The following is a 23,642-nucleotide window of genomic DNA, read 5'->3' on the forward strand; positions in this document are numbered from 1 at the left end:
AGCTTTGACGGATCCTGACCGGAATCAGGTTTCTTGGGACCTTGGCCCGCTGCTGCTGGACTCCCCGAGGGGGCAACGGGTGCCGCTGTCTGCCTTCCGCTGGATGAGTCGCTCGGTTGAGCGGGCGCCTGTGAACAGCCTGCCAAAAGGACTCCGGCGGCGATCACGGATGCAGCGGAGCGGAATATGCGAGATTTGTCCATCGACCTGTCCCGGGCTTGCTTTCTGTTCGTTTAGGCGTTGTAGAAGCAACTTTCCATTGCTCACAGACCGGTGGCGGAACGAGCCGACAGCCTGCCTACGTCGGAGTCTATTGGATCGGGACGGGGAAGGTCACGGCGGGGTGGGAATTATCCTCGCCGGACGGCCGGTGTGGAAGAATTTCATTTCGCAGCCCCATCCTTCCGACGCACAGAGAGGAACCCCGTGCACGCACCGGCGCCCGAGCCGGAAACCCAAGCTGTCCCCGATGTCCGCTTGCGGCGATCATGGACGGGAAGACTGCGCTCAGCGCAGCTCACGTTGGGTTTTGTCATCGTCTTCTGGGGATTGGGAGCGCTGACCTCCAGCCTCGCCACGGGGCCGGATGCGCAATTGCGGCTCAATTTCGCCCTTACGCCCCGCTCGATACCTGATCACTGGTGGGCCGCTGTGACCTCCGCCTTCTGGGCCAGGGACCTGACGGGCTATGTTCTGGAAACTGCATTGGTGCTGCTGCTGGGTGTTCCGTTGGAACGCCGAATGGGACGGCGGGCGTACGCAATCGCCGCGGTCTCCACCCAGATTCTGGGCGTTGGCATTGCCCTTGGATTCCTTGCCTTGGCCCAGGGGTTGCTCGGCAGCTGGACAGCGGAGATAGGGAGCCACCTTTTCGTGGGTCCTAGTGCGTTCATCATCGGTACCGCCATGGCGGGTACTGCGTCCATGGCGACCTTGTGGAGGCGCCGGATCCGGCTTGTCGCCTTCGCCTTGTTGCTCCTCCTGGCCCTGTACAGCGGAGGGTTTGCGGACTTGGTCAGGCTCGGCGCCGCAGGTGCGGGCACGGTCCTCGGGCCGCTGCTGATGGGCCGGCGGCCGCGGTTTGCGCGCCCGGTCAGTTCCCGGCACGAAGGCCGGGTGCTGCTCTCGCTGCTCATTGCCGCATCGGCGATCGGTCCGGTAGTCGCCGGCCTCATACCGCATGCGGTAGGACCGTTGTCCATCCTGCGTTTCCTGTTTACCAACATCCAGCCCGTCGATCCCCAAACGCTCCAGGGCGTGTGCTCGGATCCGGCGCAAGCGAAAGACTGCGCCGTCGCGCAGCTGCAGTTGCGCGCCGGTGCCGGCGGAATCTTCATGGCCATCCTTCCGTCCTTCCTCCTGCTGTTGCTTGCGGAGGGCCTCCGGCGCGGACGGCGCTTTGCCTGGGTGGGGACCCTTTTGATCCAGTTAGGCCTTTCCGTCCTGGCCGGAATTGCTCTGGCCGGAGTCTTGCAGCCGACTGCTTCGGCTACCGGCGCGAGCGAGGGGATTGTCGCAATCGAAGGATCGGCTTCCTCGCAGCCGTTCACCCTGGCCTTGCCGCTGCTTCTGCCCCTCGCGCTGACCATTATTCTGCTCGCGACCAGGCGGCTGTTTCATGTCCAAGCGCCGAAAGGGACGTACAGACGCCTCGCTGTGCGGGTACTTGCAATAGCGGCTGTGCTCAGTGTCGTCTATGTCGGCGCAGGGCTCTTGCTCGCGCAGGAATTCTCCCCGGTACCAGGGCTGCCGGATCTACTGGCGGATGTCCCTGACCGGTTCCTTCCGCTGGGCTTCGTCCTGGATGTGCCCCCGGCCATATTCCCCCAAGGCACGGCCGCCGTTCTCGTATACGAAGGCGTCGGGGTCGTCTTTTGGGCGGTCGCGGGTGTTCTGATCTTCAGGACCTTCCTCCACCAGGCCCACACCCGGCACGACGCCAGTACGGAGCGTGCCCGGAAGGTCATCAAGACATGGGAGGGAAGCTCGCTGTCCTGGATGACGACTTGGCCGGGAAATATGTACTGGTTCTCCGCTTCGGGGCGCTCCTTTGTTGCTTACCGCGTCAGCACGGGGGTTGCGCTCACGCTGGGCGGCCCGGTGGGACCCAAATCCGAGACGACCAATGTCTTCGAAGAATTTGCCCGCTACTGCAGGGGCAACGGGTGGACGCCGTGTTTCTACTCCGTACCCCAGGAATTGCGCGACCACGCGGATTCCTCCGGATGGAGCTCTGCACAAGTAGCCCAGGAGACGGTCCTGCCATTGCATTCGGTCTCCTTCAAGGGAAAGAAGTTCCAGGACATCCGTACGGCGTTGAACAATGCCGCGAAGGCGGGCATCCGCTACGAATGGACGAGTTACGCCTCGGCTCCTTTCTCGGTCCAGGTCCAAATCGAGGAAATCTCCGAAGAGTGGGTGGCAGACAGGAACATGCCCGAAATGGGCTTTACCTTGGGCAGCCTCGACGAACTCGACGACCCCGAGGTGCGCTGCCTGCTTGCAATCGACCAGCGCCACACAGTCCACGCAGTCACGTCCTGGTTGCCCGTATACCGCAACGGGCACATCGTGGGCTGGACCCTCGATTTCATGCGTCGCCGTAGCGGCGGCTTCCGTGCCAGCATCGAATTCCTGATCGCTTCCGCGGCCCTCAGCCTCAAGGATGAAGGATGCGAATTCGTGAGCCTCTCCGGAGCGCCCCTGGCCCGGGTCGAAGAGGATCCTTCCGAGATGCCGCTCCCAAGGCGACGATCCCGGCCTCCGGGCAGCCTCGACCGCTTGCTCGACTGGTTGGGGGCGACTTTGGAACCCGTGTACGGGTTCAGGTCCCTCTTGGCATTCAAGGCAAAATTCCAGCCCCGGTACGAGCCGCTCTACATGCTCTACCCGGACGCCGCTTCCCTGCCTGCCGTCGGGACCGCAGTGGCGCGGGCCTACCTGCCAATGCTCAACCTAGGAGCGGGGCTGGCCTTGGCAGGCCGGATCTTCCGCTGGCCAAAGCGCTCCGGAACGTCAGGTCTAAGCGGCCCCTGAGGCCGACGACGACGTCTCTGACGACTCCGACGGGGAGCCCGACGTCGGGACCCCGCCGATCGGGACATTGCTGTGGTGTGCTTTGCCGTGGTGAAGTTGCAAAGCACTTAGCACCAGGCCGAAATGGCTGAAAGCCTGGGGCGTATTGCCGAGTTGGCGGCCCGCATGTGCGTCCCATTCTTCGCTCAAGAGGCCCACGTCATTGCGCAGGGCCAGGAGCCTCTCGAAGAGGGCTGTCGCCTCTGCCCGGCGCCCCGCGCCCAAGAGGGCGTCGACCATCCAGAAGGAACACGCAAGGAAGACGCCCTCCCCGCCCGGCAGTCCGTCGTCGCTGTCTTGTGGACGGTAGCGCAGCACAAAGCCGTCTTCCGTCAACTCACGCTGGATAGCGTCAATGGTGCCGATCACGCGCGGATCGTCGTGCGGCAGGAAGCCCACTTTGGGGATGAGGAGAAGGCTTGCGTCCAGCTCCTTGCTCCCATAGGACTGGACGAAAGTATTGCGGTCCGCGTCGAATCCGTGGGTCATGACTTCGTCATGGATGGTGTCCCGCAAAGCCTCCCAGCGATCTAGCGGACCGGGCATCCCGGATTCACGGATTCCGCGGACCATGCGGTCAGCCGCGACCCAGGCCATCACCTTTGAGTGCACGAAGTGGCGCCGCGGGCCGCGTACTTCCCAGAGCCCGTTGTCCGGTTTGTCCCAGGTGCTCTCGAGGTGGCGCATCAAGGCGGTCTGGATAGCCCACGACTCATCGCCAACAGACATCAGCGATGCCCGGGTCAGGGACAGGCAATCAAGGACTTCCCCCCAGACGTCCAGCTGGAGCTGCTCCGCTGCCGCATTCCCGATGCGCACCGGCTTCGAACCCTGGTATCCGGAAAGCCACGTCAGCTCCGTCTCGGGCAATCGCCGGCGACCGTGCAGGCTGTACATGATCTGGAGGTCGGCAGGGTCACCGGCCACTGCGCGAAGTAGCCAATCCCGCCACGCGCTTGCCTCCTCGGTGTAGCCCGCGGCGAGGAAGGCTTGAAGGGTCAACGTGGCATCACGCAGCCAGCAATAGCGGTAGTCCCAGTTCCGCGGCCCGCCGATCTGTTCGGGGAGCGAGGTTGTGGCGGCGGCAACGATGCCCCCGGTAGGCGCATAGGTGAGGGCCTTCAGCGTGATCAAGGAACGCTGAACGGCTTTCCTGTAGGGTCCCCGGACGTTGCAACGCTTGGACCAATCCGTCCAGAATGTTGCCGTGTCGTCAAGGGCGATATCTGCCTCGACGGTGCGGGGCCGCCGTTCGTGGCTGGGTGCCCAAGTCAGGACGAAGGGGATGTGGTCACCGGCGTTCACCGTGAACTCGCTGACCGTGGTGAAGTCCTTGCCTACCAACGGCGCCGGGGTCTTGAGGTAGACGGAGTCCGGACCGGCAACGGCGCGGAGGCCGTGCCTATCGCGGCGCACCCAGGGCACCACGTGTCCATAGTCGAACCTCAGGATCAGTTCTCCGCGCATCTTGACCGTCCCGCGGATCCCTTCCACCACGCGCACGATGTCCGCGACGGCGTCGCGCGGCGGCATGAAGTCGATGACCCGGACGTGCCCTTCCTTGGTTTCCCACTCCGTTTCCAGGATGAGCGTTCCGTCCCGGTACTGGCGGCGCGTGCAGATTCCCCCGGTTTCAGGTGCCAGGAGCCAGCGCCCTGCTTGGGGGGAATCCAGGAGCGCGGCGAAGCATGCGGGCGAATCGAAACGCGGGAGGCACAGCCAGTCTATGGAGCCCGCCGTGCTGACCAGGGCTGCGGTGTGCAGGTCCCCGATCATTGCATAGTCTTCGATTCTTTGGCCGGTAGACGGTTGACCGTTCACAGTCCCTTCCCTAGTGCTGATTCGATGGCGGCTATGGCCTTGGCCGTGATCTCTTCCCGCCGGCCGGAACCATCCACGGCGAGCACGATTCCGCGCTCGGAGTATCGCTCGACCACGGCCTGTGTCTCGTTGCGGTAAAGCTCCAGGCGACGCCGGATCACCGGTGCCGTGTCATCGCTTCGGCCCTGTTCCTGCGCCCTGAGGAGCATCCGCGCGACGAGCTGGTCGTCATCGACCGTTAGTTCGACGACGGCATCGAGCTGCTGCCGGTTGCCGGCCAAAATGCCGTCCAGTGCCTCGATCTGCGCCGTCGTTCGGGGATATCCGTCCAGGAGGAATCCTGCCAGGACATCGGCGTTGCCAAGCCGCTGACGGACCATGGCATTCGTGACGTGATCCGGGACGAACTCGCCGCTGTCCATGTACTTGCTGGCTTCGGCTCCGAGTTCTGTCTTGCCCCCGACGTGTGCGCGAAAGATGTCTCCCGTGGAAATGGCAGGTATGCCGAAATGACCGGCGATGTGCTCAGCCTGGGTACCTTTGCCCGAGCCAGGAGGCCCCATGATGATCAATCGCAAGTGTCACCTGTCCGTTCGTGAAGCGGTTTTGCGTGCCCCGGCGTTGTGGCTCGAGCTTAGCAACTGTGGAGCGCTCGCGGCAGGGCTGCGGCTGGCTGCTTCAGACCGTCGCGGGGTCGGTGTTGGCGCCGCAGAGGATCACGGCCACCCGTTCCCCTTCTGCCGGAACATACGCTCCGGAGTTCACGGCCGCGAAAGCGGCGGCTGCGCCATGTTCCACGACAATCCGGTACTGCTCCCAGAGCAGGGCGCGCGCCGCGGCGATGTCGTCGTCGGACACCAGGACCGTCCGGACGCCGGTGCGGACGGCCACCTCGAAGCCGATCCGGCCGATCTGCCGGGCGCCCAGGGAATCTGCGGCGATCCCGGAGACGGCTACGTCAACGGGTGCGCCCGCAGCGAGGGCCGAATAGAGGGTGGGAGCATTGTCCGGCTCGACGCCGACAACCCTGGCGTGGCCTTCGACGGCGGCCGCGATTCCCGCCATGAGCCCGCCGCCTCCTACGGCCACCACCACGGTGTCTATCCGGCCCAGTTGTTCCAGGAGTTCCGAGCCGACGGTGCCGGCGCCAGCGGCGATTTCGGCTTGATCGTAGGCGTGGCAATAGACTGCACCGGTTTCCGCGGCGTAGTCGAGGGCGGCCTCAAACGCTTCGGCGTACTCGGTTCCGCGCTGGACCACCGTGGCTCCGCTGGCCTTGAGTTTCTTGACCTTGACGGCGGGTGCGGTTTCGGGGACAAAAACGGTCGCCGGCACACCGAGCTGCGCCGCGGCATAGGCATTCGCCAGGCCCGCGTTGCCTCCCGAGGCGACGACGATTCCAACATCGTCCTTCAGCTCACCGCGCTCCCGCGCGGCGAGCACGCGGTTGAAGGCACCCCTCGCCTTGAACGTCCCCGTGTGCTGCATGAACTCGCATTTGAACCACAATTGTCCGGGCACCGTTCCGGCATCCGCTTCGAAAACGGGGGTGCGGCGGATCCTCCCCGCAATCCGGGCGGCAGCTTCGTCGACGTCGACGCGTGTGATCATGGAAGTCCTCGTTCCGTGCGGTCAGAGCAAGTGCAGGGCTAAGACTCAGGCTATCGCCTACGTAGGCCCGCGCCGCCAGGCGGCGGTGGGCTAGAGGGACTCGACGTCGGCCGTTCCGAGCTGCTGCCGGCGTGCCTGGCGGTTCCGCCACCACCGGCGGGCAAGGTCCACTGCGGCCCAGATTCCGGCGAGCGGAGAGAGCACGACGACGCCGTAGATGAAAATCATCCACGTCAGGATGGCTAAGGGCTGCTGCGCCCCGCTCAACCAGGACAACCCGCCGAGCAAGCCGATCGTCCAGAACAAAACCACGCCCAAGAGCACTGCTCCCGCCGGAAAGTACTCGCTCCTCACAACAGCCATCAGTGTCTCCACTGGCTGCCACCTGCCTTCCATCACCGCACCCGAATAACTTCAGTATGCATCCGGAAAAACGCCGGACACGGTCAGCGCGCGGGCGAAGTGACGAACATAACCGCGGGTGCCGCGTCGCCACGGACTTAGGGGCCTATGTGACGGGTGGAATGGCGGCGTAATCTGAAAACACGCACGGTTGATAGCTGGAAAAATGGCTCGGAAAAACAACCCGAAAAGTGGTTTGGCCAGGGTCCTGCGAAGGATCTTCGGATTCTTCCTGGTGAGTGCTGTTTGTGGCGTCTTGGCCGCCGGGCTAGTAGTCCCCGGTGTGGCGTCGGCCGGGATGGCCGTCAGCGGTTCGATCCAGTACTTCGACAACCTCCCGGGTGACCTGGTGGTCAACTCGCCGTCGCAGTCGACCAAAGTGCTCAGCGCAGACGGAAAGACGATCGCCACCTTTTATGCGGAGAACCGTGTCCGGGTCAGCCTGGACCAGATGTCGCCCTACATCAAGGACGCGATTGTAGCCGTCGAGGACAACCGCTTCTACGAGCACGGCGGCATCGATCCCCAGGGGATCCTCAGGGCATTGGCCTCCAATTTCACCAAGGGCACCAACGAGGGTGCGTCGACCCTCACCCAGCAGTACGTGACCAACGTACTCAACGAGTCCCGTTTGGCGGCAGGCCAGACCGGACAAGTGGTGTTGAGCGGCCAGAAAACCCTGGGTGACAAGGTGCGGGAGATGAAGCTCGCCGTCGAACTCGAGAAGAAATTCACGAAGGACCAGATCCTGGAGGGCTACCTCAATATCGTGTTCTTCAACAGGGACGCGTACGGCATCGAAGCGGCGGCGCAGCACTTCTTCAGCGTTTCCGCCAAGGACCTCAGCCTTCCACAGGCCGCACTTCTCGCCGGCCTGGTCAACAGTCCCAGCTACTTCGACCCCTCCGTCCATCCGGACAACTCCATCCAACGGCGCAACCTTGTGCTGTCCGACATGCTCGCGCAGCACAAGATCCAACAGGCAGCGTATGCAGCGGCCGTCGCCACTCCCATCAAGCTCAACATCACCCCTGGGAAGCAAGGCTGCGCAGCAGCAGACATGGCCGTGTATTTCTGCGACTACATCTCCCACCTCATCCTCAACGACCCTGTATACGGTGCCAACGTCACGGACCGGGAACAGCTTCTGTACCGCGGCGGGCTGACGATCGCAACCACCTTGGACAGCCGACTGCAGGCAGTGGCACAGCAGCAGGTCGATGCCACGGCAGGGGCAAACCCGGACAAATGGGGCGCCTCCTTGGTCTCGGTGCAGCCCGGCACGGGCAAGATCCTGGCCATGGCACAGAACACGGTTTTCCTGTCCGCGCCCGGCAAATTCGATACCCAGCTCAATTTCAACGTTGATTCCGTGGACGTCAACGGCAATGATCTCAACGGAGCCGGAGGCTTCCAGCCAGGTTCCGCCATGAAGCCGTTCACTTTCACTGAGTGGCTCAACGAGGGCAAGTCCTTGACTACAGTGGTGGACGCGTCGCGGAGGGTCTATCCACTCGGATTCCCTTGGAGGGACAGCTGCGGGAAGGTACTCGGCGGCTACAGCACGGCCCAGAAAATCGCCGGCCTTGGCACGGCTGATGATCTCCGCAACAACGACGAGGGCTACTACCGCCAAATGCCCGTCAACTACGGGCTCTACAACTCCATCAACACCGCAACGTTTGCCGAGGCAGCCCAACTGGACTTCTGCGGCATCCAGAAGGTGGTGGATGCGGTGGGTCTCCACAGTGGCGTGGACAACGCACCCGTGAACACGCACCAATTGGGCAATCTCCTCGGCGGCACCGAAATATCACCCCTGGTGATGGCCGATGCCTTTGCCACTTTCGCCAACGACGGCACGTACTGCGCGCCGATCGCCATTGTGGGCATCACGGATCCATCCGGCGGGAAGCTGCCCGCCCAAGCCACTTCATGCCGCCCGGCCATCAAGCCCGAGGTTGCCCGCGGCGTCGACTCCGTGCTCCAGGACGTCCTAAAACGGGGGTCCGGCATCTACATTCAACCGAAGGTCCAGGACCTGTTGCCTACCGCGGCAAAAACGGGAACGAACAACAGCAACGGCTCCACCTGGGTGGTCGGATTCACCACCGGGCTCGCCACGGCGTCTTTCTTCGGCGACACCATGGCAGGACAGAGCCGGCCCGGACAGAACGTCACCATCAACGGCAAGTTCTACACGGCCATCGACGGCTACATGCTGGCTGGCCCGCAATGGGCCAACTACATGACGCAGGTCGCCGGACTGTACCCGGCGGCAGCCTTCCCGGCGCCGCCCCCGTCCATGGCGGGAACGCCCACGCCGAGTCCTACCCGCTGAGTTTCAGAATTCCTCTCATGTAGCCGCGTACCCCCGGCCGCCACGGGGTATGCGGATTTCCTGTGAGTTTCGGAAGAGTTGGGCTACCCGCAATTGAACCTATCGTGAACGTTTCCGCGGTGATGCCCAATCGGCGGGACGGATCCCCTCGCCACAGCAAGAATCATCCGGGGACGCATTCTCGATCGATAAGAACGCAATAGCGAAGGGTCTTATTTTGATGAAGATAGCCAAGAAAAACGGGCTTGCCACAGCAGCGGTCCTGGGGGCCGTCCTGATGGCCGGATCCGCGGTGGCGCCGGCGATGGCCGACGACGCTTCCCGCGGCGGCCAGGACGTCCAGGGCCAGCAAGGATCAGACAGCAAGGGCCAGGGCGGCCAGGGCGAAACGTCGAAGCACGTCCTGCTGCTTTCGGTGGACGGCCTCCACCAGAAGGACCTGGATTTGTACGTGAAGAACCACCCGACGTCGGCACTGGCGTCGCTGGTCAACCACGGGACCAGCTACACGCACGCCCAGACCCCCGTGCCTTCAGACTCCTTCCCTGGCATGGTCGGCCAGCTGACCGGTGGAAATCCCGGGACCACCGGCGTCTACTACGACGACACCTTCAACCGCGCACTCCTGCCGGCAGGCACAACGGACTGCAAGAACACTGCGCCCGGCGCCGAAGTGGCCTTCACCGAAGCCGCCGACAAGAACCGGAACGCCCTCGACGCCGGCCAGGGCCTGCCCGGGCTTCCGGCGAGCATCCTGAACATGACGGGACAGCCCGGTGCACTCCTCGACCCGGCCGCGCTCCCCGTTGACCCGGCCACGTGCAAGCCGGTCTACCCTCACCAGTACTTGAAGGTGAACACGGTTTTCGAGGTGGCGAAGAGCGCCGGCCTGACCACCGCGTGGTCGGGCAAGCACCCGGCCTACGAGATCCTGAACGGCCCCTCCGGCAAGGGCCTGGATGACCTGTTCACCCCTGAGATCAACAGCAAGGCCCCCGCTCCGTTCACTGACGACTGGACCAAGGACAACGCAGCGACCCAGCAGTATGACGGCTACAAGGTCCAGGCCGTGCTCAACGAAATCGGCGGCAAGGACCACTCCGGGACCCAGACGGCGGCAGTCCCGGGCATCTTCGGGATGAACTTCCAGACGGTCTCGACGGCACAGAAGCTCCCGACGTCGGACGGCCTCACTGGCGGTTACCTCCAGGGCGGCACCGTTCCAGGGCCGCTCTTGAGCAAAGCCCTGGACTTCGTCAACGCTTCCGTGGGTAAATTCGAGTCCGCGCTAGAGACGTCCGGCCATGCAAAGGACACCACGGTGATCCTTTCTGCCAAGCACGGGCAATCGCCGATGGACGCTTCGACGCTGACGAGGGTGCCTGACAGCGCCATCATCGACGGCCTGAACGCAGCATGGAAGTCGGCCCACCCCGGCTCCGCAGACCTCGTGGCGTTCTCCACCGACGACGACATCATGCAGCTGTGGCTTTCGGACCACTCGCAGGCCGCAGCGCAGTTTGCCAAGGACTACCTCGCAACGCACAGTGCCGCCGGGAACGACATCAACGGAGCTGCCAAGACCGTGACGACCTCGGGGTTGAGCAAGGTCTATGCGGGCAGCGAAGTTGCAAACTACTTCGGCACCCAAACCAGCGATGCACGCTACCCGGACATCCTGGGGATCGCCCAGACCGGCGTTGTTTACACCGGCGGCAAGTCCAAGATCGCCGAACACGGCGGAGCCAGCGCGGACGACCGCGATGTGCCGCTCGTGATCTCCGGGGCCAATGACGAACACGCCCGGACCGTGACCACGGCGGTCGAGACGACGCAGATTGCGCCGACCATCCTGAAGACCCTTGGCCTGGATCCGAACAAGCTGCAGGCCGTTCAGATCGAGGGGACCAAAACCCTCCCGCAGCGCTGATCCAGCGCGCTTCGAACACTGGAGGGGTTCCACGGCCGGACGGCCGTGGGGCCCCTCCCTTGTACTCATCCAAGCCTGGGCTGTACGAAAAGGACCGTTCCGCTGCCTATGCCTGCATTGGGCGCCACGCCCCGTCTGCTTACAATCAAACGTCAGCAACTACTGAGGGAACCATGAAGAAAATCACCACAACCCTGCTCGCGGCCGGGCTCCTCCTCTCCGCTTCAGCCTGCTCGGCACCGCAGCAGCTGAGCACCGCGGACACCTGCAGCCGGGTCAAGACCGTCATCTCGAACCCCACGAACACCACGGACAAAACGGGAACCATCCGCGTAGCCAACCAGCTCCGCCCGATCGAAGCCGTGTCCTCGGATGAGCTGAAGCCCACCCTGAAGACGCTTGTGGACTACCTGGACGAGTCCTCGAAGGACAAACCGGATACCGCGAAGCTCGATGCCATGAAGAACGATTACCAGAACGCGGGCACCAATTACAGCAAGTACTGCGGCGGCTAAAGCCGGTTTACATTCCCGACCCTCGCCTAGGACGCCGCCTCCTTTGCGACGCGCCAAATACCTGTCGCCCAGGGAATTCCGGCTGCGTCAGGCATTCAGCGCAGCGCCCGGCATTCAGCGCCTCATTAGGCTCTACAGCGCGCTGTGCTTCCCGAACGGATGGTGGCCCGTGGCTGGCTGTCCGTGGCTCCCCAGCCATTCGGACAGTGCCTCGCGCAAGATCTCGCTGGGCGTGAGACTGAGCGTTTGCGAAGCCGACTCCAAGGCGCGGTCCAGTTCGTCAGGGATCTGGAAATCCAAGGGCGAGGGATGGTTGCTTTCCCGGGTATCGGCAGGCAAACCATCACCGCGCAGCAGCTTGCCGACGGCTGGCTTCATGTCGTTTTCGGTCCACGCCGAAAGGCGCTCGAAATGAGTCACATCTCGTGTCATGATTTTCCCTCCCAACAATCAAGCATCCTCCGTTGGCGGGCCGCAGTCACCATCTACGAGTAATTACTCTCTAACTATCGGGAATTGAGTCGGGGCGGCGAAGGCGCTGGGGTCATGTTCCGATTCCGCGGCCTGCCAGTCGCCGGATCATCGCCACGATTTTCGGCGGACCGGGCTGCTTGATGACCCCAAGCTGAAGCATCGCCGTGAGGTCATCACGAGTGGCCCAATGCTCAGCGAGCTTGCCGTCCTCGATCCTGAACCAGTGCGATTGACGCGCGGACATGCGTTTGCCGGTGGCAGGACCGCGCCCATTAAGGCGCCCGAGGTTGGTGCCTTCCGACAAGACGCGGACGGCCACCGTGTCGCCGTCCGCGGCAATCGCCTCGATCGTCATGGTGATGTCGGGAAACTGGGCAAGTAGCCACTGCACGGTTTCGCGCATCGCTTGGGGTCCGACGACGGCGCCCGGCTCTGTAGTCCCGAAGGGAGCCCGGGCGTGTTCGATGTATGAATCGGCCATGATCTGGCCACAAACGTCCAGTTGCCTCTGGTTCCAGATTTCCTCGAAGTGGCGCCGCACCAGGTCCTTGTTGGCTTCACTCATAGGAAGGCCTCCTCCAGATAGGTGGTTAGGCGGAGGTCGACCGGGCCCGTTCGAAGACCCAAGAGTCGCGGAACGGACCCGGCGCTCACGCTTAAGGGTGAGACCGCGACGGACATCGATCAGCGCAGGGCTGGTGCCGTCAGAGTGATCTTAGGGCCTGGGCCGATTCCGGTCTAGGGAATCGGACGCCCGGGATCGCAAAAGTTCATCGACCCAAGAGGTAGTCCGCAACCCCAGCCGGATTCGACAGCCCAAGGAGATGCCCGCCGGGGAGGACATCCGGTTCAAGCCCGAGGCGATCGCGGGCTACCCTGCGTTGGAACCCAAGCGGGAAGAACCGGTCCCCCTCGCCGCTGAGCACTCTGATGGGCACGGCAGGCCACTCCATGAATTCGCAGCGCGACGCGAAGACTGCGTTCGCCTCGGGCCGCTGGTGCGGTTCCCCCTCGGCCGCCACCTCCGGCGGAACGTCATGAAGGAAGTACTCGTTCACATCGAACTCTTCGCTGTAGCCGCCGGCCGCGGCAGCGCTCTTGCGTGCGTCCTCCCAGCCCGTGTTGTCCCACCATGCACCAGGGGTCTCACCCGGGTTGGGAATCATCGCGTTGACGAACACGATCTCCGCGACGCCGGGCCGGGTGCCCACCATGGGCGCCGTGAAACCGCCAAGCGATTGCGCAACAAGCACGACGTCGGTTCGGCCACTGATTGCCGCCCCAACCAAGCATGCGTACTCGGGCAGGCCCGCACTTTCGTCGTCTCCCGGCAGATCAACGGCTACGGCATCATGGCCTGCCTCCTGCAAGAGGGGGACGACGCGGCTCCAATACCAGGCTGAGCCACCTGCTCCGGGCACCAGCACGAACGAGTTCACGAGGCATCCCCGGAGAAATCATCAACAAACGGACCAAGGCTCGGCGTCGAAGTCATGCCCACATTCTTCCCCACATCCCCGCGCCCGCAAGGGAGCCGCTGGAGATACCTTGGCCCGGTCTTTCCCTGCCGGAGGCCTGGTGGGAGGATGCCTATAGGTGCGGTCAAGCTACGAGAAGGACGGGAAACGACATGTCGACCCAGGAATCCGTGGAAACAGAACGCAAGTATGACGCTGACTTGGAAACACCCCTTCCCGCGTTCGGGGACATTGCCGGCGTCGATCAAGTCGCTGACCCAGCAGATCATCAACTCGAGGCCGTCTACTTCGACACGGACGGCCTCATCCTTGCCAAACACCGCATCACCTTGCGGCGCCGAACCGGCGGCACCGATTCAGGCTGGCATCTGAAACTACCGGCAGACCGGGGCACACGCGTGGAGATACAGGCGCCGCTGGGGCAGCCTGAGTCCGTTCCAGAGGAACTGGCAGAGAAGGTCCTCGTGTTCACCCGCGGCGATGAACTCAGGCCCGTGGCGCGGATCCATACCCGCCGCACTGTGCACCGGCTGCACGGAAGCGAGGACGTCACCCTTGCCGACTTCGCGGATGACCACGTGACAGCCGAGACCTTGCACCCAGTGCAGATGGAGAGGAAATGGCGGGAATGGGAAATAGAGCTGGTCCACGGCGATGAAGCCCTGTTTGAGAGTGCGGAGCGCGTCTTGTCAGGGACCGGCGCAACCCCCTCAGGGCACGCTTCCAAGCTGGCCCGCGCATTCGGAACCGCTTGGCCAGCCGCCGTGCCGGCGCCACCGAAAGCCCGACCGAAGGGTTCTGCGGGAGACGCAGTAGTTGCCTACATAGCCGCGCAGATTGCCGAAATCACCGCGCTGGACTCCGGGGTCCGGCAAGGCGCCGACAACGCCGTTCACGGCATGCGCTCGGCTACCCGCAGGCTCCGCTCGACTTTGTCCGCCTACGGCAAGCTCTTCGACGCCGACGCCGCGGACCACCTCAAGACCGAACTGAAATGGCTGACCAAGGTCCTGGGCAAGGCCCGCGATGCCGAGGTGCTGCGCGACCGGATCGGGGAACTCTTGAATGAGCAGCCCGACGGCTTGGTACCGGCTCCAGCTGCCACCAAGATCAATGACGAACTCGAGGCCGCCTTCAACTCCGGGTATCGCGAGATGCTCCGTTCTTTGGGAACGAAACGCTATTTCCGGCTCCTGGGAGCGCTTGAGGATTTCCGCGACTCGCCCCCCGCGAGGACTCGTGCCGGGAAGAAGGCCCGTCCCGTCACCGCCAAGCTGGCCAACAAAGCGATCAACCGGTTACGCCGGTCCCAGAAGGCAGCGGTCCGGCACACCGGCGTCGAAAACGACACGGCCTTGCATCAGGTCCGCAAAGACGCCAAACGGCTGCGCCATGCAGCCGAAGCGTTGCAAGACGTCCATGGGAAGCCAGCCGTGCGCCTGGTCCGTGACGCCCGTGAGTTCCAGAAGATCCTAGGAGAGCACCAGGACAGCGTCGTAAGCCGTTCGGTGCTGCTCCGCCTCGCGAACGATGCCGGCGGATCGGTGGAGGACAACTCGCCTTATGGCCCCCTGCTCGCTGCCGAAGAGCAGCGAGCCGCGGACTCCTGGGCCCGCTATGAAAAGCTCGCCAAGAAGAAGCGCCTGAATCCCCTGTGATGAACGCAACAGTGTGGGACGCAAGTCTGAGGGACGGGGCTGGGCCTCAGAGAATCAGCCTTCGCACTCCACGCAGTACGCGTGGCCGTTCTTTTCACGGGCAATCTGGGAGCGGTGACGGACGAGGAAACACGAGTAGCACGTGAACTCGTCTTCCTTCTGGGGAACGACCGCAATGATCAGTTCCTCAGCTACGAATTCGCCACCTGGTACCTCATTGCCTTCAAAAGCATCGGCTTCGTCCAGCTCCCGCACAACGCTGCGAGCGTCCGGAGCATTGGCAGACTGCAGGGCCTGAAGTGACGTGCTTTGGGATTCCGCGACGTCGGAGCGGAGTTCGTCGTAATCGGTTGCCACCTGGTGTTATCTCTTCTCTTGTATATTTGCTGGCGAATGTGCAACATACACCATGCAGCTGCTATTCCCCACATAGTGGCGAAAATCGTGGCCCGATCGTCATGTCAGCTTTCGCGGTGCGCATTGCCCTGACCATCCGCTCCACTGTCGCCGGATGCGTGACTGAGCGTATCCCATCCCCGCCGCCTGGTCCGGACGGGGCGGAATCGACCATGAGCTTACGGCCTGAGAAGTGTATGTCACGGATTCCCGCGGCCAAAAGCGCAGGAACAGCCTGCTCAGTGACACCGCCGCCGGCCATGACGGCAACCTCACTGGGTAGGGCAGCGACCATGCGTTTGAGCATGTCAATACCGTTGCCGGCGGCCCGGGCTGCGCCCGAGGTGAGAATGCGCCGCGCACCCAGCCGGGCGGCGTCGTCCACGGCTTGAAGCGGATCCCGGGCCGCATCCACCGCACGGTGGAACGTGACGAAGGTCCCGCCCGCCGCATCGATCAGCGCTTCAGCGCCCGCGACGTCGACGCCGCCTGAAGCGGTCAGCAGTCCGACGACCACCCCGTCAGCGCCGAGGGCAAGCGACTGCCGGACATCCCGCCTCATGACCTCGATTTCACCCGGTGTATAGATAAAACCGCCCGGCCGCGGGCGGATAAGCACGTGGACGAAATCCTGGCGACCGGCGTCGAGCGCGAGCCCGGCGGCTGCTTCAACTAGGCCGGCGCTCGGGGTGAGGCCGCCGGTCTCAAGTGCTGAACAGAGTTCGACGCGGTCCGCGCCGGCTTCGATGGCACAGCGAACACCGTCCAGGTCCTGGACGCATATCTCAATTTTCATGGTTCTCCGGTTGGACGGGCCGAATGTTCACGAGGCAAGCACGGTGCGCAGGCAAAGCTGTCCTGCGCCGAGAAGGCCTGCCTGCGAACCGGCGAGCGAGGCTTCGATCACGATGTTCTTGGTGGCGAGCGGATGGCAGCTTTCGTATAGCTGCGAGCGCACAGCGGCGACATACGGCTCCAATTGCGAAAGTCCGCCGCCCAGCACCACCACGTCCGGGTTCACGAAATTCACCACAATGCTGAGGGTTTGCCCCAGAATCCGGCCGGCAGTACGGACTCGCGTTGTGGTGTGCGGATCACCGTTGTTGACCTGCCGGACAATGTCGTTGACGTCCGCTGCATCGATCCCGACGGCGGCCAGGTCACGGATGATGGCGGACCCGCTGGCCACCGTCTCGAGGCAGCCGCGGTTGCCGCAAGAGCATGGCGCGTCGCCCGCGGCCGGGATCTGCACGTGGGCGATGTCTCCGGCAGCGCCGGTGGAGCCCCGGTAGACCTGCCCGTCAATGATGAGACCGCAGCCGATCGCGGCACCTGCTTTGAGGAACAGCGTGTTCTGCCGGACCTTGGAATCGGGTGATTCCCGCTGGCGCAGCGTGTGCTCACCCAAAGCCATCATGTTGGCGTCGTTGTCCACAACCGCCAAAGTCCCGAATTCCTCGGCAAGCCAATTCCGGACTTTGAATTCGTGCCAGCCGCGCATCCTGGACGGCGAGTCGAGCGCACCCAAGGCAAAGTTGACCGGACCGGGCAAGGACATCCCTACCCCGCGCAGCGGAGGGTCGACGGCCGGATCGCTCAGGTCACGCATCATCGCCGCGGCCTGCGGCAGAACCACTTTGGGGCCGTCGTTGATGTCGATGGTCCTGATTTCGGAGACAAGCAGATTGCCGGAGAGGTTGAGCCTGCCGACCCACAAATGATGGGCGCCCAAGTCCGCCGCCAGGATGAAGCCCGCGTCCGGGACCAGTTCCAGGAGGGTAGGCCTCCGGCCTCCGGTCGCCGAACCCGAACCGCTCTCGCTGATGAGCCCGGCTTCCATCAGCTCGTTCACCTTGATGGTGATGGTGGACGGGGCAAGGTTCAGGGTGCGGGCGAGGTCGGCGCGGGACCTCGCCCGGCCGCTGGCGATCATGGACAGGATGCTGGAGGAGTATTCGGTCAGCGCGATGTCCCGGGGGCCGGTTCTTTTCACGGTCTTGGCGTAGGAAGGCTTGTAACCCAAAGTCAGTCCCTCCAGGGGCTCGGTGTCTGCCGCCCGCCGGTGGGCGGCTCTTTGCAGAGTAGCTGACGGGCCTGCACCGCGCCGCCGAGAAGCCCTGCCGAAGAGCCGAACCGCGCAGGAAGGAGCAAAGGCCTGCGGTGGAAACTCAGGATAGAGTCCAGCCGGTCCGCCACCGGGACAAGGAGCGCGTCGCCGGCATTGGACAGGCCGCCGCCGAAGATGACGGCCTGCGGTGCCAGAAGGGCGACGCTCTGCGCGATCGCCAGCGCGAGGCCGTCATATGCCTGCTCCAGGACCCCGACGGCGGCCGAATCACCCGCTGCCGCGGCCTCCATGACTTCCTTCGCGCCGACCACGGGCACGCCGGACACGGCTGAATAATTGCGAGCGATGGCGGACGCCGAGGACACCGTCTGCAGGCATCCCGACGCGCCGCAAGTGCACGGGATGGCCGTTGTGCTCGTGAGTGGCTCCATGCGGGCATGGCCGATTTCTCCGGCGTATCCGTCGCCGTCGTACACCTCGCCGTCCAGGATGACCGCACTGGCGATCCCGGTGCCGATGACCAACACCAGGGCGTTCCGCAGCCCCTTCGCGGCACCCAGGCGGTGCTCTGCCAAACCGGCCACCTGCACGTCGTTGCCGAGTACCACAGGAAGCCCGACGCGCGCCTCCAACGCGGAGGAGAGCGCGAAGTCGGTCCAGCCTAGATTCACGGCGGAGACCACGACGCCCGTGCTTGCATCCACAATCCCCGGCGCGTTGACGGCGATTGCCTGGGGCCGTCGATCCGGGGGCTCAGCTCGGTAGGTAGCGACGAGGCCGGACAGTTGGTCCAGGAACTCCCCCGGCGAAGCTATCGCCGTTGGCGTGGTTCCCTGGTGCGCGAAGCGGCCGGTGGAATCCACGACCCCGTATTTGAGGTCGGTTCCGCCGACGTCGAAAACCATCACCGGAGCGCCCGGTCCCAGAATCAACGACGTCGGCGGGGAACCGGCGGTTTGTACGCTCAGCTGCATCTCAGCCTTTCACCGCACCAGCAACGAGGCCCTGGGCCATCTTCTTCTGGACGATGACGAAGAGAATGATCACGGGTAGGGCCATGAGGGTGGACCCGGCCATGATCCCGCCCCAGTCCGTTGCCTGATTCTGGCCGCTGAAGCCTTGGATCCAGAGCGGAAGTGTCTTGCTGTTGTCGCTGCTCAGCAGGACAAGTGCCAACGTGTATTCATTCCACGCGGCCAGGAAGGCGAAGATCCCGGAGGCCACGAGTCCGGAGCCCAGCAGCGGAAAGGTCACCCGGAAGAATGCGCCCATTCGGGAGCAACCGTCGATCATGGCAGACTCTTCGAGCTCCACCGGGACCCCGTCAACGAATCCCTTGAGCATCCAGATAGTGAAAGGCACGGATGCCCCGATATACAGCAGGCTCAGGCCGAGGACGGAGTTGAGCAGGTGCCAGCTGTCGATCATCTTGTACTGGGAAATGAACATGGCTTCGGCCGGGATCATCTGGATCACGAGCACCGAGATGATGACGATCTTGCGGCCTTTGAATCGAAAGCGGCTGAGCGCCATGCTCGCGAAGAAGGCGAAAAGCAGTGCGGCCACCACCACAATCAAGGCAACGCCGAAGCTCATCCGCAGGGCGGACCAGAAACGGCTGTCGTGGAGCACTGTCTCGTAGTGCGCCCAGGTGAAGTCGAGCGGCAGGAACGACGGCGTGCGGGACTGCAAGGCGTCGTCCGTGACGAGCGAATTGTTGACCAACCAGTAGACCGGGAATATCCACAGCAGACCGAAGACCAGGCCGGTGAGGTTGGCCGCCGAGCGGCGGACGGGGCTGGGTTTGAGCGCCATTCAGACTTCTCCCTGCTTCAGGAATTGGGTGACATAACGCCACGTGAGGAGCAACGTGATCATCAGCATGATCAGGGCGGTCGCGGAAGCCACGCCGTAGTCGCCACCGGACAAGCCCACCTGGTAGACGTAGGTGCCAAGGACGTTGGTCTGCTCGGTGATGCCGCCGTTTTTCTGGAGGATGAAGATCTGCGTAAAGACCCGCAGGTCCCAGATGATTTCGAGGATCGTGACCAGCAGGAGAACCGGGGCAATGGTGGGTACGGTGATTTCCCGGAATTGCTTCCAGCCGTTGGCGCCGTCCAGCGTTGAGGCCTCCAGCATGGACTCATCGATTTGGGTGACTGATGCGTAGACCATGAAGACCACTAGCGGCACGCTCATCCAGACGACCAGGATGGCCGCTACTGCGAAGAAGGTCAGGGGGTTGGAAAACCAGTTGTAGCCGGCCATCCCTTGCAGTCCCAGCCCGGCCAGTGTCCAGTCGACCACCCCGGACCTGGAATCGAAGATCCACTGGAACACCTGGAGCGAGGACAACACGGGCATCGCCCACGCGAGCAGCATGGCGGCCTGGACGAAGACGGAGACCGACCGGGAGAGTTTGGTGAGCAGAAGCGCGCCTCCGATCCCGATGGCCATTGTCAGTGCGGCACACACAAGGCAGAAGGCAAGGGATCTTCCCAGGGTGAGCCAGAATGCCGAATCGCCGAGCACCCGGGTGAAATTGTCGAACCCGACGAATTCCGCGGGTTTGCCAAACTGTTGCTCAAGGGAAAAGTGTTGGAACGCCATGGTGATTTGGCGGAGCAACGGGTAGCCCATGTCCACCAGGACAATAAGCACCGCGGGAAGCAGAAGAATGTATGGCAGGGGGTTGCGCCTGCGTTTCCTGGGGGCCGCTGGTTCGGTCCGGTCGGGGAGGATCCCTTCCGGCTTCGCCCGCGTACTGGTTACGGTCATGGCTTCGGTCCTTTCTGCTTCCCGCCGGGCCTACTTGCTGTTGAGGATTTCGGTCATTTTGGCGTCGGCCGTCTTGGCCAGCCCAACGGGGTCCTTCAGAGCGCCCATGGCCACGAAGAAGTCGTCAACCACCTTGGCGCTCTCCACCAACGCCCAGTTCTTTGCTGCCGGGGTGCCCACGGAATTCCTGACGGCCTCGATGGTGACCTTGGACAATTCGTCCTGCCCGAGGGCTGCGGCGTAGTTCAGGTTTCCCGGGACCCAGCCTCCCTCGGTCGCGAAGAACTCCTGGAATGGCTTGCTGAAGATGAGTTTGAGGGCCTCCTTGGCCAGCCCCCGCGCCTTGCTGTTGTTCGAGATGGCCACGTTGGAACCGCCGGCAAAAGGATTGCCCACGGCGTCACCCTTTGGCGACGGGAAGTTGAAGTACCCCACCTTGCCGGCGTCCAGGAGTTCCTTCTTGATCTTCTTCAGATGGAAGTTGAAGCCGAAGAACATCCCTGCCTCGCCCGTGTTGAAAGCGGTGTACGGCTGGGAACCGATGGTCGAATCGGTGATGGTTCCGGTGGTGGAGCCTGTCGTCCACAATTGCTGGAGCTGGGCGATGGCCTTCTGGCTTTCCGGCGAGGACAAGCTGCCTTCCCATTTCCCGTCCTTCTGCACGGCCAGCCGTCCGCCATTGCTGAAGACCCAGGCGAACGCGGATTGTGATGAAATCCCAGGCAGGAACATCCCGGAAAAGTGTGCGTTCTTCTCGGGGTTGCCGGTCTGGATCTTCGTTGCGACGGCGGTCAGCTCGTCAATCGTCTTCGGTATCGCGAGCCCAAGCTGCTGGAACATGTCCTTCTGGTAGAACACGATCCGGCTTCCGGCGTAGAAGGGTGCGGCGTACATCTTGTTCTCGAAGCTGCCGAGTTCCACGAGCGATTTGGTCAGATTTGCGCCGCCCAGCTCTTCTTTCATACCGCTCAGATCGGCCAGTGCTCCCACCGCACAGAACGTGGGCGCCTGGGTATTGCCAAGTTCGATGATGTCCGGCGTCGATTCGGCGCTGGCGAGGGCCGTCTGGAGCTTCGGGACGATGCCATCCCACTCCTGCTGCTCGATGGTGAGGGTGGATCCCTGGAACTTGTTTTCGAACTCCTGCTTCAGCCACGCCTGGGCCTTGTCAGACACGGAGTCCTTCATGAACCAGACCCGCAGCTTTGCCGGAGTGGAGAGGCTGTCCGAAGAGACGGAGCCCGAGGCCTCGCCACATGCGGACAGCAAGGCTGCGGCACCCAGGGCTCCGCCCAGACCGAGCAAACCACGTCGACTAAGTTCTTTCATCGCTTCCTCCACTTTGAACTCACAGGGTCGATTGACCATGCAGCAAACGAAATCATGGAGGAATGATGCTTCGGAAGGGCCGCTAACTTAGTTCAGAATCGAAGTTAGTTTCGATCCGGTTTGGAGCCCCGGACGCGCCGTCCCCTCAGCGCTCGACGCCGGCCGGCTGGTTCGACGCAGGTACCAACCGTGCGCTCAGGTCAGGTGCCACCCCGCCGTCGTCGAGCGGGAACATGGGCCGCGCGATCCGACGGTGGCCCAACCGGTGCAGATCCTGGTCCACGCCCCCTGGGGTGAGCGCCAGCATCCAGTCCGAAGCCATGTCGAAGAGCTCTGGCTCGAGGTAGCCGATCTTGACCACCACAACGTCGGCCGTCCGGGCATCCAAGCCGTTCCTGAGGAAGTCCGATTCCAGGTGGTACGGCTTGCGCCGCCGGGTCACGATGATGCGCAGCCCGCCAACGCGAATGACTGCCTCGTCAATGGCCACGGGGTCGCCCTGGGCCAGATGCTCAACAATGCCGTCCAGCGGCGCCGGGCCGGACTGTGTACCGTCCACGCGAGCCCCCACCTCCACAGAGACGGGTCCACCGACGCCGGCGCCAATGCAATGGTCCACAGCGGCGGGATCCGGGATCGAGGCATAAATGGCCTGCATCGTTCCGGCTGCGATGGGTGGGTGCTCAAGGAGTTTGTGCAGGGTCCAGGTGACGTCACCCGCTCCCCCGGCCGTGGGGTTATCCCCGGAATCGCTGATGAAATACGGGCGCTTCGCGCTTGCCTCCGCTGCCGCGAGGCATTCAGCGAGCGGCGCCGAGGGCGCCACGAAACGGAACTCGTCCCGCCTGTTCCACATGTCGGCTGCAAGCCGGCCCGCATGGCTCGCGACGGCGTCGGCGTCGTCACCGGTGACCATCACCACGGCCCGGTTGCGCGGTTCGTCTGCCCAGGCATAACCGATCCACAGTGCGGCGTCGAGCACTCCTGGCCGACCAGCGATCACCGCAACTTCCTCATATAGCGATTTGGCCGGTTCCAATCGGGTACTGGTCTTTTCCCCGGGCAATAGGATGGGCACCGGAACCCAGGCCTTGATAGGGCGGCGGGTGTCCTCCGGCAGTGCCAGTCGCTCCAGCAGGTTCGCGGCGGCGCGTTCCTTGGTTTCCAGCCAGTCCTCGTGTGGGGCCATGCGGTAGCAACTGGGGATGTCCAGTTGGTGCGCCAAAGTCCAGGAAACGTTGCCGTGCAGGTCCATACCGCTGGACACCAGCACGTCCGGGCCGATGAGACCGCGCAGGGCAACGAGCAAATCGCCCTCGGGATCGTCTACGCCATCCACGCTCATGGCACCGTGGATGTCGAAATAGAGCCCGTCCACCGGGCCCTCGTCCAAGGCATCCGCCACAGCGGAAAGAATCGTCTGCTTCATCTCGGTGTAATCGGCGGAAGGGACGCACCCGCCCGGGATGGATCGGAAATGGACTAGCGGCAGCCAATCCGCCGCCTCGCGGACGGGATGGCCCGGCGCGAAAAAGGGGTACTGGTCCAAGATCTCCTGGCCATCCCGCCGGACAAAGTCCTTGATGCGGGTCCGGGCAGGGGAATAGGTGCTGGCCTCGAGGGCGATTCCGGTAATGAGGATCCGGGGCTTCTTTTCGATCATGCCTGCCACCATATTGAGGTTCGCGGCGGGACCGGGGCGCGGCCGCAAAAGTTCAATGCCGAATGAAGTTCAACCAGCCCTTTTCGCCCGGATTCCTGCCTAA

At 63.5% G+C, this 23,642-nt stretch carries 20 protein-coding genes; 5 read left to right on the forward strand and 15 right to left on the reverse strand.

What is annotated here, in order from left to right; all coding sequences use genetic code 11:
* Positions 1-426 precede the first annotated feature (426 nt).
* Positions 427-3,036, forward strand: a complete 2,610-nt coding sequence (locus ACSKT0_RS20995; RefSeq protein WP_437771450.1) for a bifunctional lysylphosphatidylglycerol flippase/synthetase MprF — start codon at positions 427-429, stop codon at positions 3,034-3,036.
* On the opposite strand, the gene ACSKT0_RS21000 is transcribed toward ACSKT0_RS20995, so the two are convergent.
* From ACSKT0_RS21000 to ACSKT0_RS21015, 4 genes are all read right to left on the reverse strand, one after another.
* Positions 3,022-4,851 (reverse strand): glycoside hydrolase family 15 protein, encoded by a 1,830-nt coding sequence (locus ACSKT0_RS21000; RefSeq protein WP_437774089.1) that lies wholly within the window; start codon positions 4,849-4,851, stop codon positions 3,022-3,024. The two genes, ACSKT0_RS20995 and ACSKT0_RS21000, sit on opposite strands and share 15 nt — an antisense overlap.
* Before the next feature lie 41 nt (positions 4,852-4,892).
* Positions 4,893-5,459 carry an adenylate kinase gene (locus tag ACSKT0_RS21005; RefSeq protein ID WP_437771451.1) on the reverse strand — a complete coding sequence of 189 codons (567 nt, stop codon included), beginning with the start codon at positions 5,457-5,459 and terminating at the stop codon, positions 4,893-4,895.
* Between the two features lie 115 nt (positions 5,460-5,574).
* Positions 5,575-6,507 carry a threonine/serine dehydratase gene (locus ACSKT0_RS21010; protein WP_437771452.1) on the reverse strand — a complete coding sequence of 311 codons (933 nt, stop codon included), beginning with the start codon at positions 6,505-6,507 and terminating at the stop codon, positions 5,575-5,577.
* 90 nt (positions 6,508-6,597) lie between these two features.
* On the reverse strand, positions 6,598-6,870 hold the full coding sequence (locus tag ACSKT0_RS21015; protein WP_437771453.1) for a hypothetical protein: 273 nt from the start codon (positions 6,868-6,870) through the stop codon (positions 6,598-6,600).
* A 205-nt stretch (positions 6,871-7,075) separates the two neighbouring features.
* On the opposite strand from ACSKT0_RS21015, the gene ACSKT0_RS21020 reads away from it, so the two are divergent.
* From ACSKT0_RS21020 to ACSKT0_RS21030, 3 genes are all read left to right on the forward strand, one after another.
* Positions 7,076-9,250, forward strand: coding sequence for a transglycosylase domain-containing protein (locus tag ACSKT0_RS21020; RefSeq protein ID WP_437771454.1), 2,175 nt, complete (start codon positions 7,076-7,078; stop codon positions 9,248-9,250).
* 220 nt (positions 9,251-9,470) lie between these two features.
* On the forward strand, positions 9,471-11,180 hold the full coding sequence (locus ACSKT0_RS21025) for an alkaline phosphatase family protein (protein WP_437771455.1): 1,710 nt from the start codon (positions 9,471-9,473) through the stop codon (positions 11,178-11,180).
* Positions 11,181-11,353: 173 nt separating this feature from the next.
* On the forward strand, positions 11,354-11,695 hold the full coding sequence (locus ACSKT0_RS21030) for a hypothetical protein (protein ID WP_437771456.1): 342 nt from the start codon (positions 11,354-11,356) through the stop codon (positions 11,693-11,695).
* Between the two features lie 132 nt (positions 11,696-11,827).
* Here the strand turns inward: ACSKT0_RS21030 and ACSKT0_RS21035 are convergent, their stop codons facing one another.
* From ACSKT0_RS21035 to ACSKT0_RS21045, 3 genes are all read right to left on the reverse strand, one after another.
* Entirely contained in the window at positions 11,828-12,127 is a 300-nt protein-coding gene (locus ACSKT0_RS21035; RefSeq protein WP_437771457.1) for a hypothetical protein, read from the reverse strand.
* A 112-nt stretch (positions 12,128-12,239) separates the two neighbouring features.
* Positions 12,240-12,734 (reverse strand): ester cyclase, encoded by a 495-nt coding sequence (locus ACSKT0_RS21040; protein WP_437771458.1) that lies wholly within the window; start codon positions 12,732-12,734, stop codon positions 12,240-12,242.
* A gap of 205 nt (positions 12,735-12,939) precedes the next feature.
* On the reverse strand, positions 12,940-13,608 hold the full coding sequence (locus ACSKT0_RS21045; RefSeq protein WP_437771459.1) for an alpha/beta fold hydrolase: 669 nt from the start codon (positions 13,606-13,608) through the stop codon (positions 12,940-12,942).
* A gap of 191 nt (positions 13,609-13,799) precedes the next feature.
* On the opposite strand from ACSKT0_RS21045, the gene ACSKT0_RS21050 reads away from it, so the two are divergent.
* Complete coding sequence (locus tag ACSKT0_RS21050) at positions 13,800-15,305, forward strand: CYTH and CHAD domain-containing protein (RefSeq protein WP_437771460.1); 1,506 nt, start codon at positions 13,800-13,802, stop codon at positions 15,303-15,305.
* Between the two features lie 54 nt (positions 15,306-15,359).
* Here ACSKT0_RS21050 and ACSKT0_RS21055 read toward each other — a convergent pair whose 3' ends face one another.
* The 8 genes from ACSKT0_RS21055 to ACSKT0_RS21090 all read right to left on the reverse strand — a co-directional run bounded on the left by ACSKT0_RS21055 (position 15,360) and on the right by ACSKT0_RS21090 (position 23,539).
* Entirely contained in the window at positions 15,360-15,662 is a 303-nt protein-coding gene (locus ACSKT0_RS21055; protein WP_059389433.1) for a DUF4193 domain-containing protein, read from the reverse strand.
* 61 nt (positions 15,663-15,723) lie between these two features.
* Entirely contained in the window at positions 15,724-16,497 is a 774-nt protein-coding gene (locus tag ACSKT0_RS21060; RefSeq protein WP_437771461.1) for a copper homeostasis protein CutC, read from the reverse strand.
* Between the two features lie 27 nt (positions 16,498-16,524).
* On the reverse strand, positions 16,525-17,724 hold the full coding sequence (locus tag ACSKT0_RS21065; protein ID WP_437771462.1) for an ROK family protein: 1,200 nt from the start codon (positions 17,722-17,724) through the stop codon (positions 16,525-16,527).
* A gap of 2 nt (positions 17,725-17,726) precedes the next feature.
* A complete protein-coding gene (locus tag ACSKT0_RS21070; RefSeq protein ID WP_437771463.1) occupies positions 17,727-18,743 on the reverse strand; it encodes an ROK family protein in 1,017 nt (338 codons plus the stop codon).
* Between the two features lies 1 nt (position 18,744).
* A complete protein-coding gene (locus ACSKT0_RS21075; protein ID WP_437771464.1) occupies positions 18,745-19,584 on the reverse strand; it encodes a carbohydrate ABC transporter permease in 840 nt (279 codons plus the stop codon).
* Entirely contained in the window at positions 19,585-20,547 is a 963-nt protein-coding gene (locus ACSKT0_RS21080; RefSeq protein WP_437771465.1) for a carbohydrate ABC transporter permease, read from the reverse strand.
* A gap of 30 nt (positions 20,548-20,577) precedes the next feature.
* Positions 20,578-21,876, reverse strand: coding sequence for an extracellular solute-binding protein (locus ACSKT0_RS21085; protein ID WP_437771466.1), 1,299 nt, complete (start codon positions 21,874-21,876; stop codon positions 20,578-20,580).
* A 145-nt stretch (positions 21,877-22,021) separates the two neighbouring features.
* Positions 22,022-23,539: a M81 family metallopeptidase gene (locus tag ACSKT0_RS21090; protein WP_437771467.1), complete on the reverse strand. Its 1,518-nt coding sequence runs from the start codon at positions 23,537-23,539 to the stop codon at positions 22,022-22,024.
* Positions 23,540-23,642 lie beyond the last annotated feature (103 nt).

The organism is Arthrobacter sp. KNU40 (assembly GCF_051515115.1).
In the GTDB taxonomy this organism is placed as follows: Bacteria; Actinomycetota; Actinomycetes; order Actinomycetales; family Micrococcaceae; genus Arthrobacter.

What these genes read in the sequence shown, in the direction of transcription:
- ACSKT0_RS21000 (WP_437774089.1), bottom strand. Translation starts at nt 4,851, where the DNA reads ATGATCGGGGACCTGCACACCGCAGCCCTGGTCAGCACGGCGGGCTCC.
- ACSKT0_RS21005 (WP_437771451.1), bottom strand. Translation starts at nt 5,459, where the DNA reads ATGGGGCCTCCTGGCTCGGGCAAAGGTACCCAGGCTGAGCACATCGCC.
- ACSKT0_RS21010 (WP_437771452.1), bottom strand. Translation starts at nt 6,507, where the DNA reads ATGATCACACGCGTCGACGTCGACGAAGCTGCCGCCCGGATTGCGGGG.
- ACSKT0_RS21015 (WP_437771453.1), bottom strand. Translation starts at nt 6,870, where the DNA reads ATGGCTGTTGTGAGGAGCGAGTACTTTCCGGCGGGAGCAGTGCTCTTG.
- ACSKT0_RS21020 (WP_437771454.1), top strand. Translation starts at nt 7,076, where the DNA reads ATGGCTCGGAAAAACAACCCGAAAAGTGGTTTGGCCAGGGTCCTGCGA.
- ACSKT0_RS21025 (WP_437771455.1), top strand. Translation starts at nt 9,471, where the DNA reads ATGAAGATAGCCAAGAAAAACGGGCTTGCCACAGCAGCGGTCCTGGGG.
- ACSKT0_RS21030 (WP_437771456.1), top strand. Translation starts at nt 11,354, where the DNA reads ATGAAGAAAATCACCACAACCCTGCTCGCGGCCGGGCTCCTCCTCTCC.
- ACSKT0_RS21035 (WP_437771457.1), bottom strand. Translation starts at nt 12,127, where the DNA reads ATGACACGAGATGTGACTCATTTCGAGCGCCTTTCGGCGTGGACCGAA.
- ACSKT0_RS21040 (WP_437771458.1), bottom strand. Translation starts at nt 12,734, where the DNA reads ATGAGTGAAGCCAACAAGGACCTGGTGCGGCGCCACTTCGAGGAAATC.
- ACSKT0_RS21050 (WP_437771460.1), top strand. Translation starts at nt 13,800, where the DNA reads ATGTCGACCCAGGAATCCGTGGAAACAGAACGCAAGTATGACGCTGAC.
- ACSKT0_RS21060 (WP_437771461.1), bottom strand. Translation starts at nt 16,497, where the DNA reads ATGAAAATTGAGATATGCGTCCAGGACCTGGACGGTGTTCGCTGTGCC.
- ACSKT0_RS21070 (WP_437771463.1), bottom strand. Translation starts at nt 18,743, where the DNA reads ATGCAGCTGAGCGTACAAACCGCCGGTTCCCCGCCGACGTCGTTGATT.
- ACSKT0_RS21075 (WP_437771464.1), bottom strand. Translation starts at nt 19,584, where the DNA reads ATGGCGCTCAAACCCAGCCCCGTCCGCCGCTCGGCGGCCAACCTCACC.
- ACSKT0_RS21080 (WP_437771465.1), bottom strand. Translation starts at nt 20,547, where the DNA reads ATGACCGTAACCAGTACGCGGGCGAAGCCGGAAGGGATCCTCCCCGAC.
- ACSKT0_RS21085 (WP_437771466.1), bottom strand. Translation starts at nt 21,876, where the DNA reads ATGAAAGAACTTAGTCGACGTGGTTTGCTCGGTCTGGGCGGAGCCCTG.
- ACSKT0_RS21090 (WP_437771467.1), bottom strand. Translation starts at nt 23,539, where the DNA reads ATGATCGAAAAGAAGCCCCGGATCCTCATTACCGGAATCGCCCTCGAG.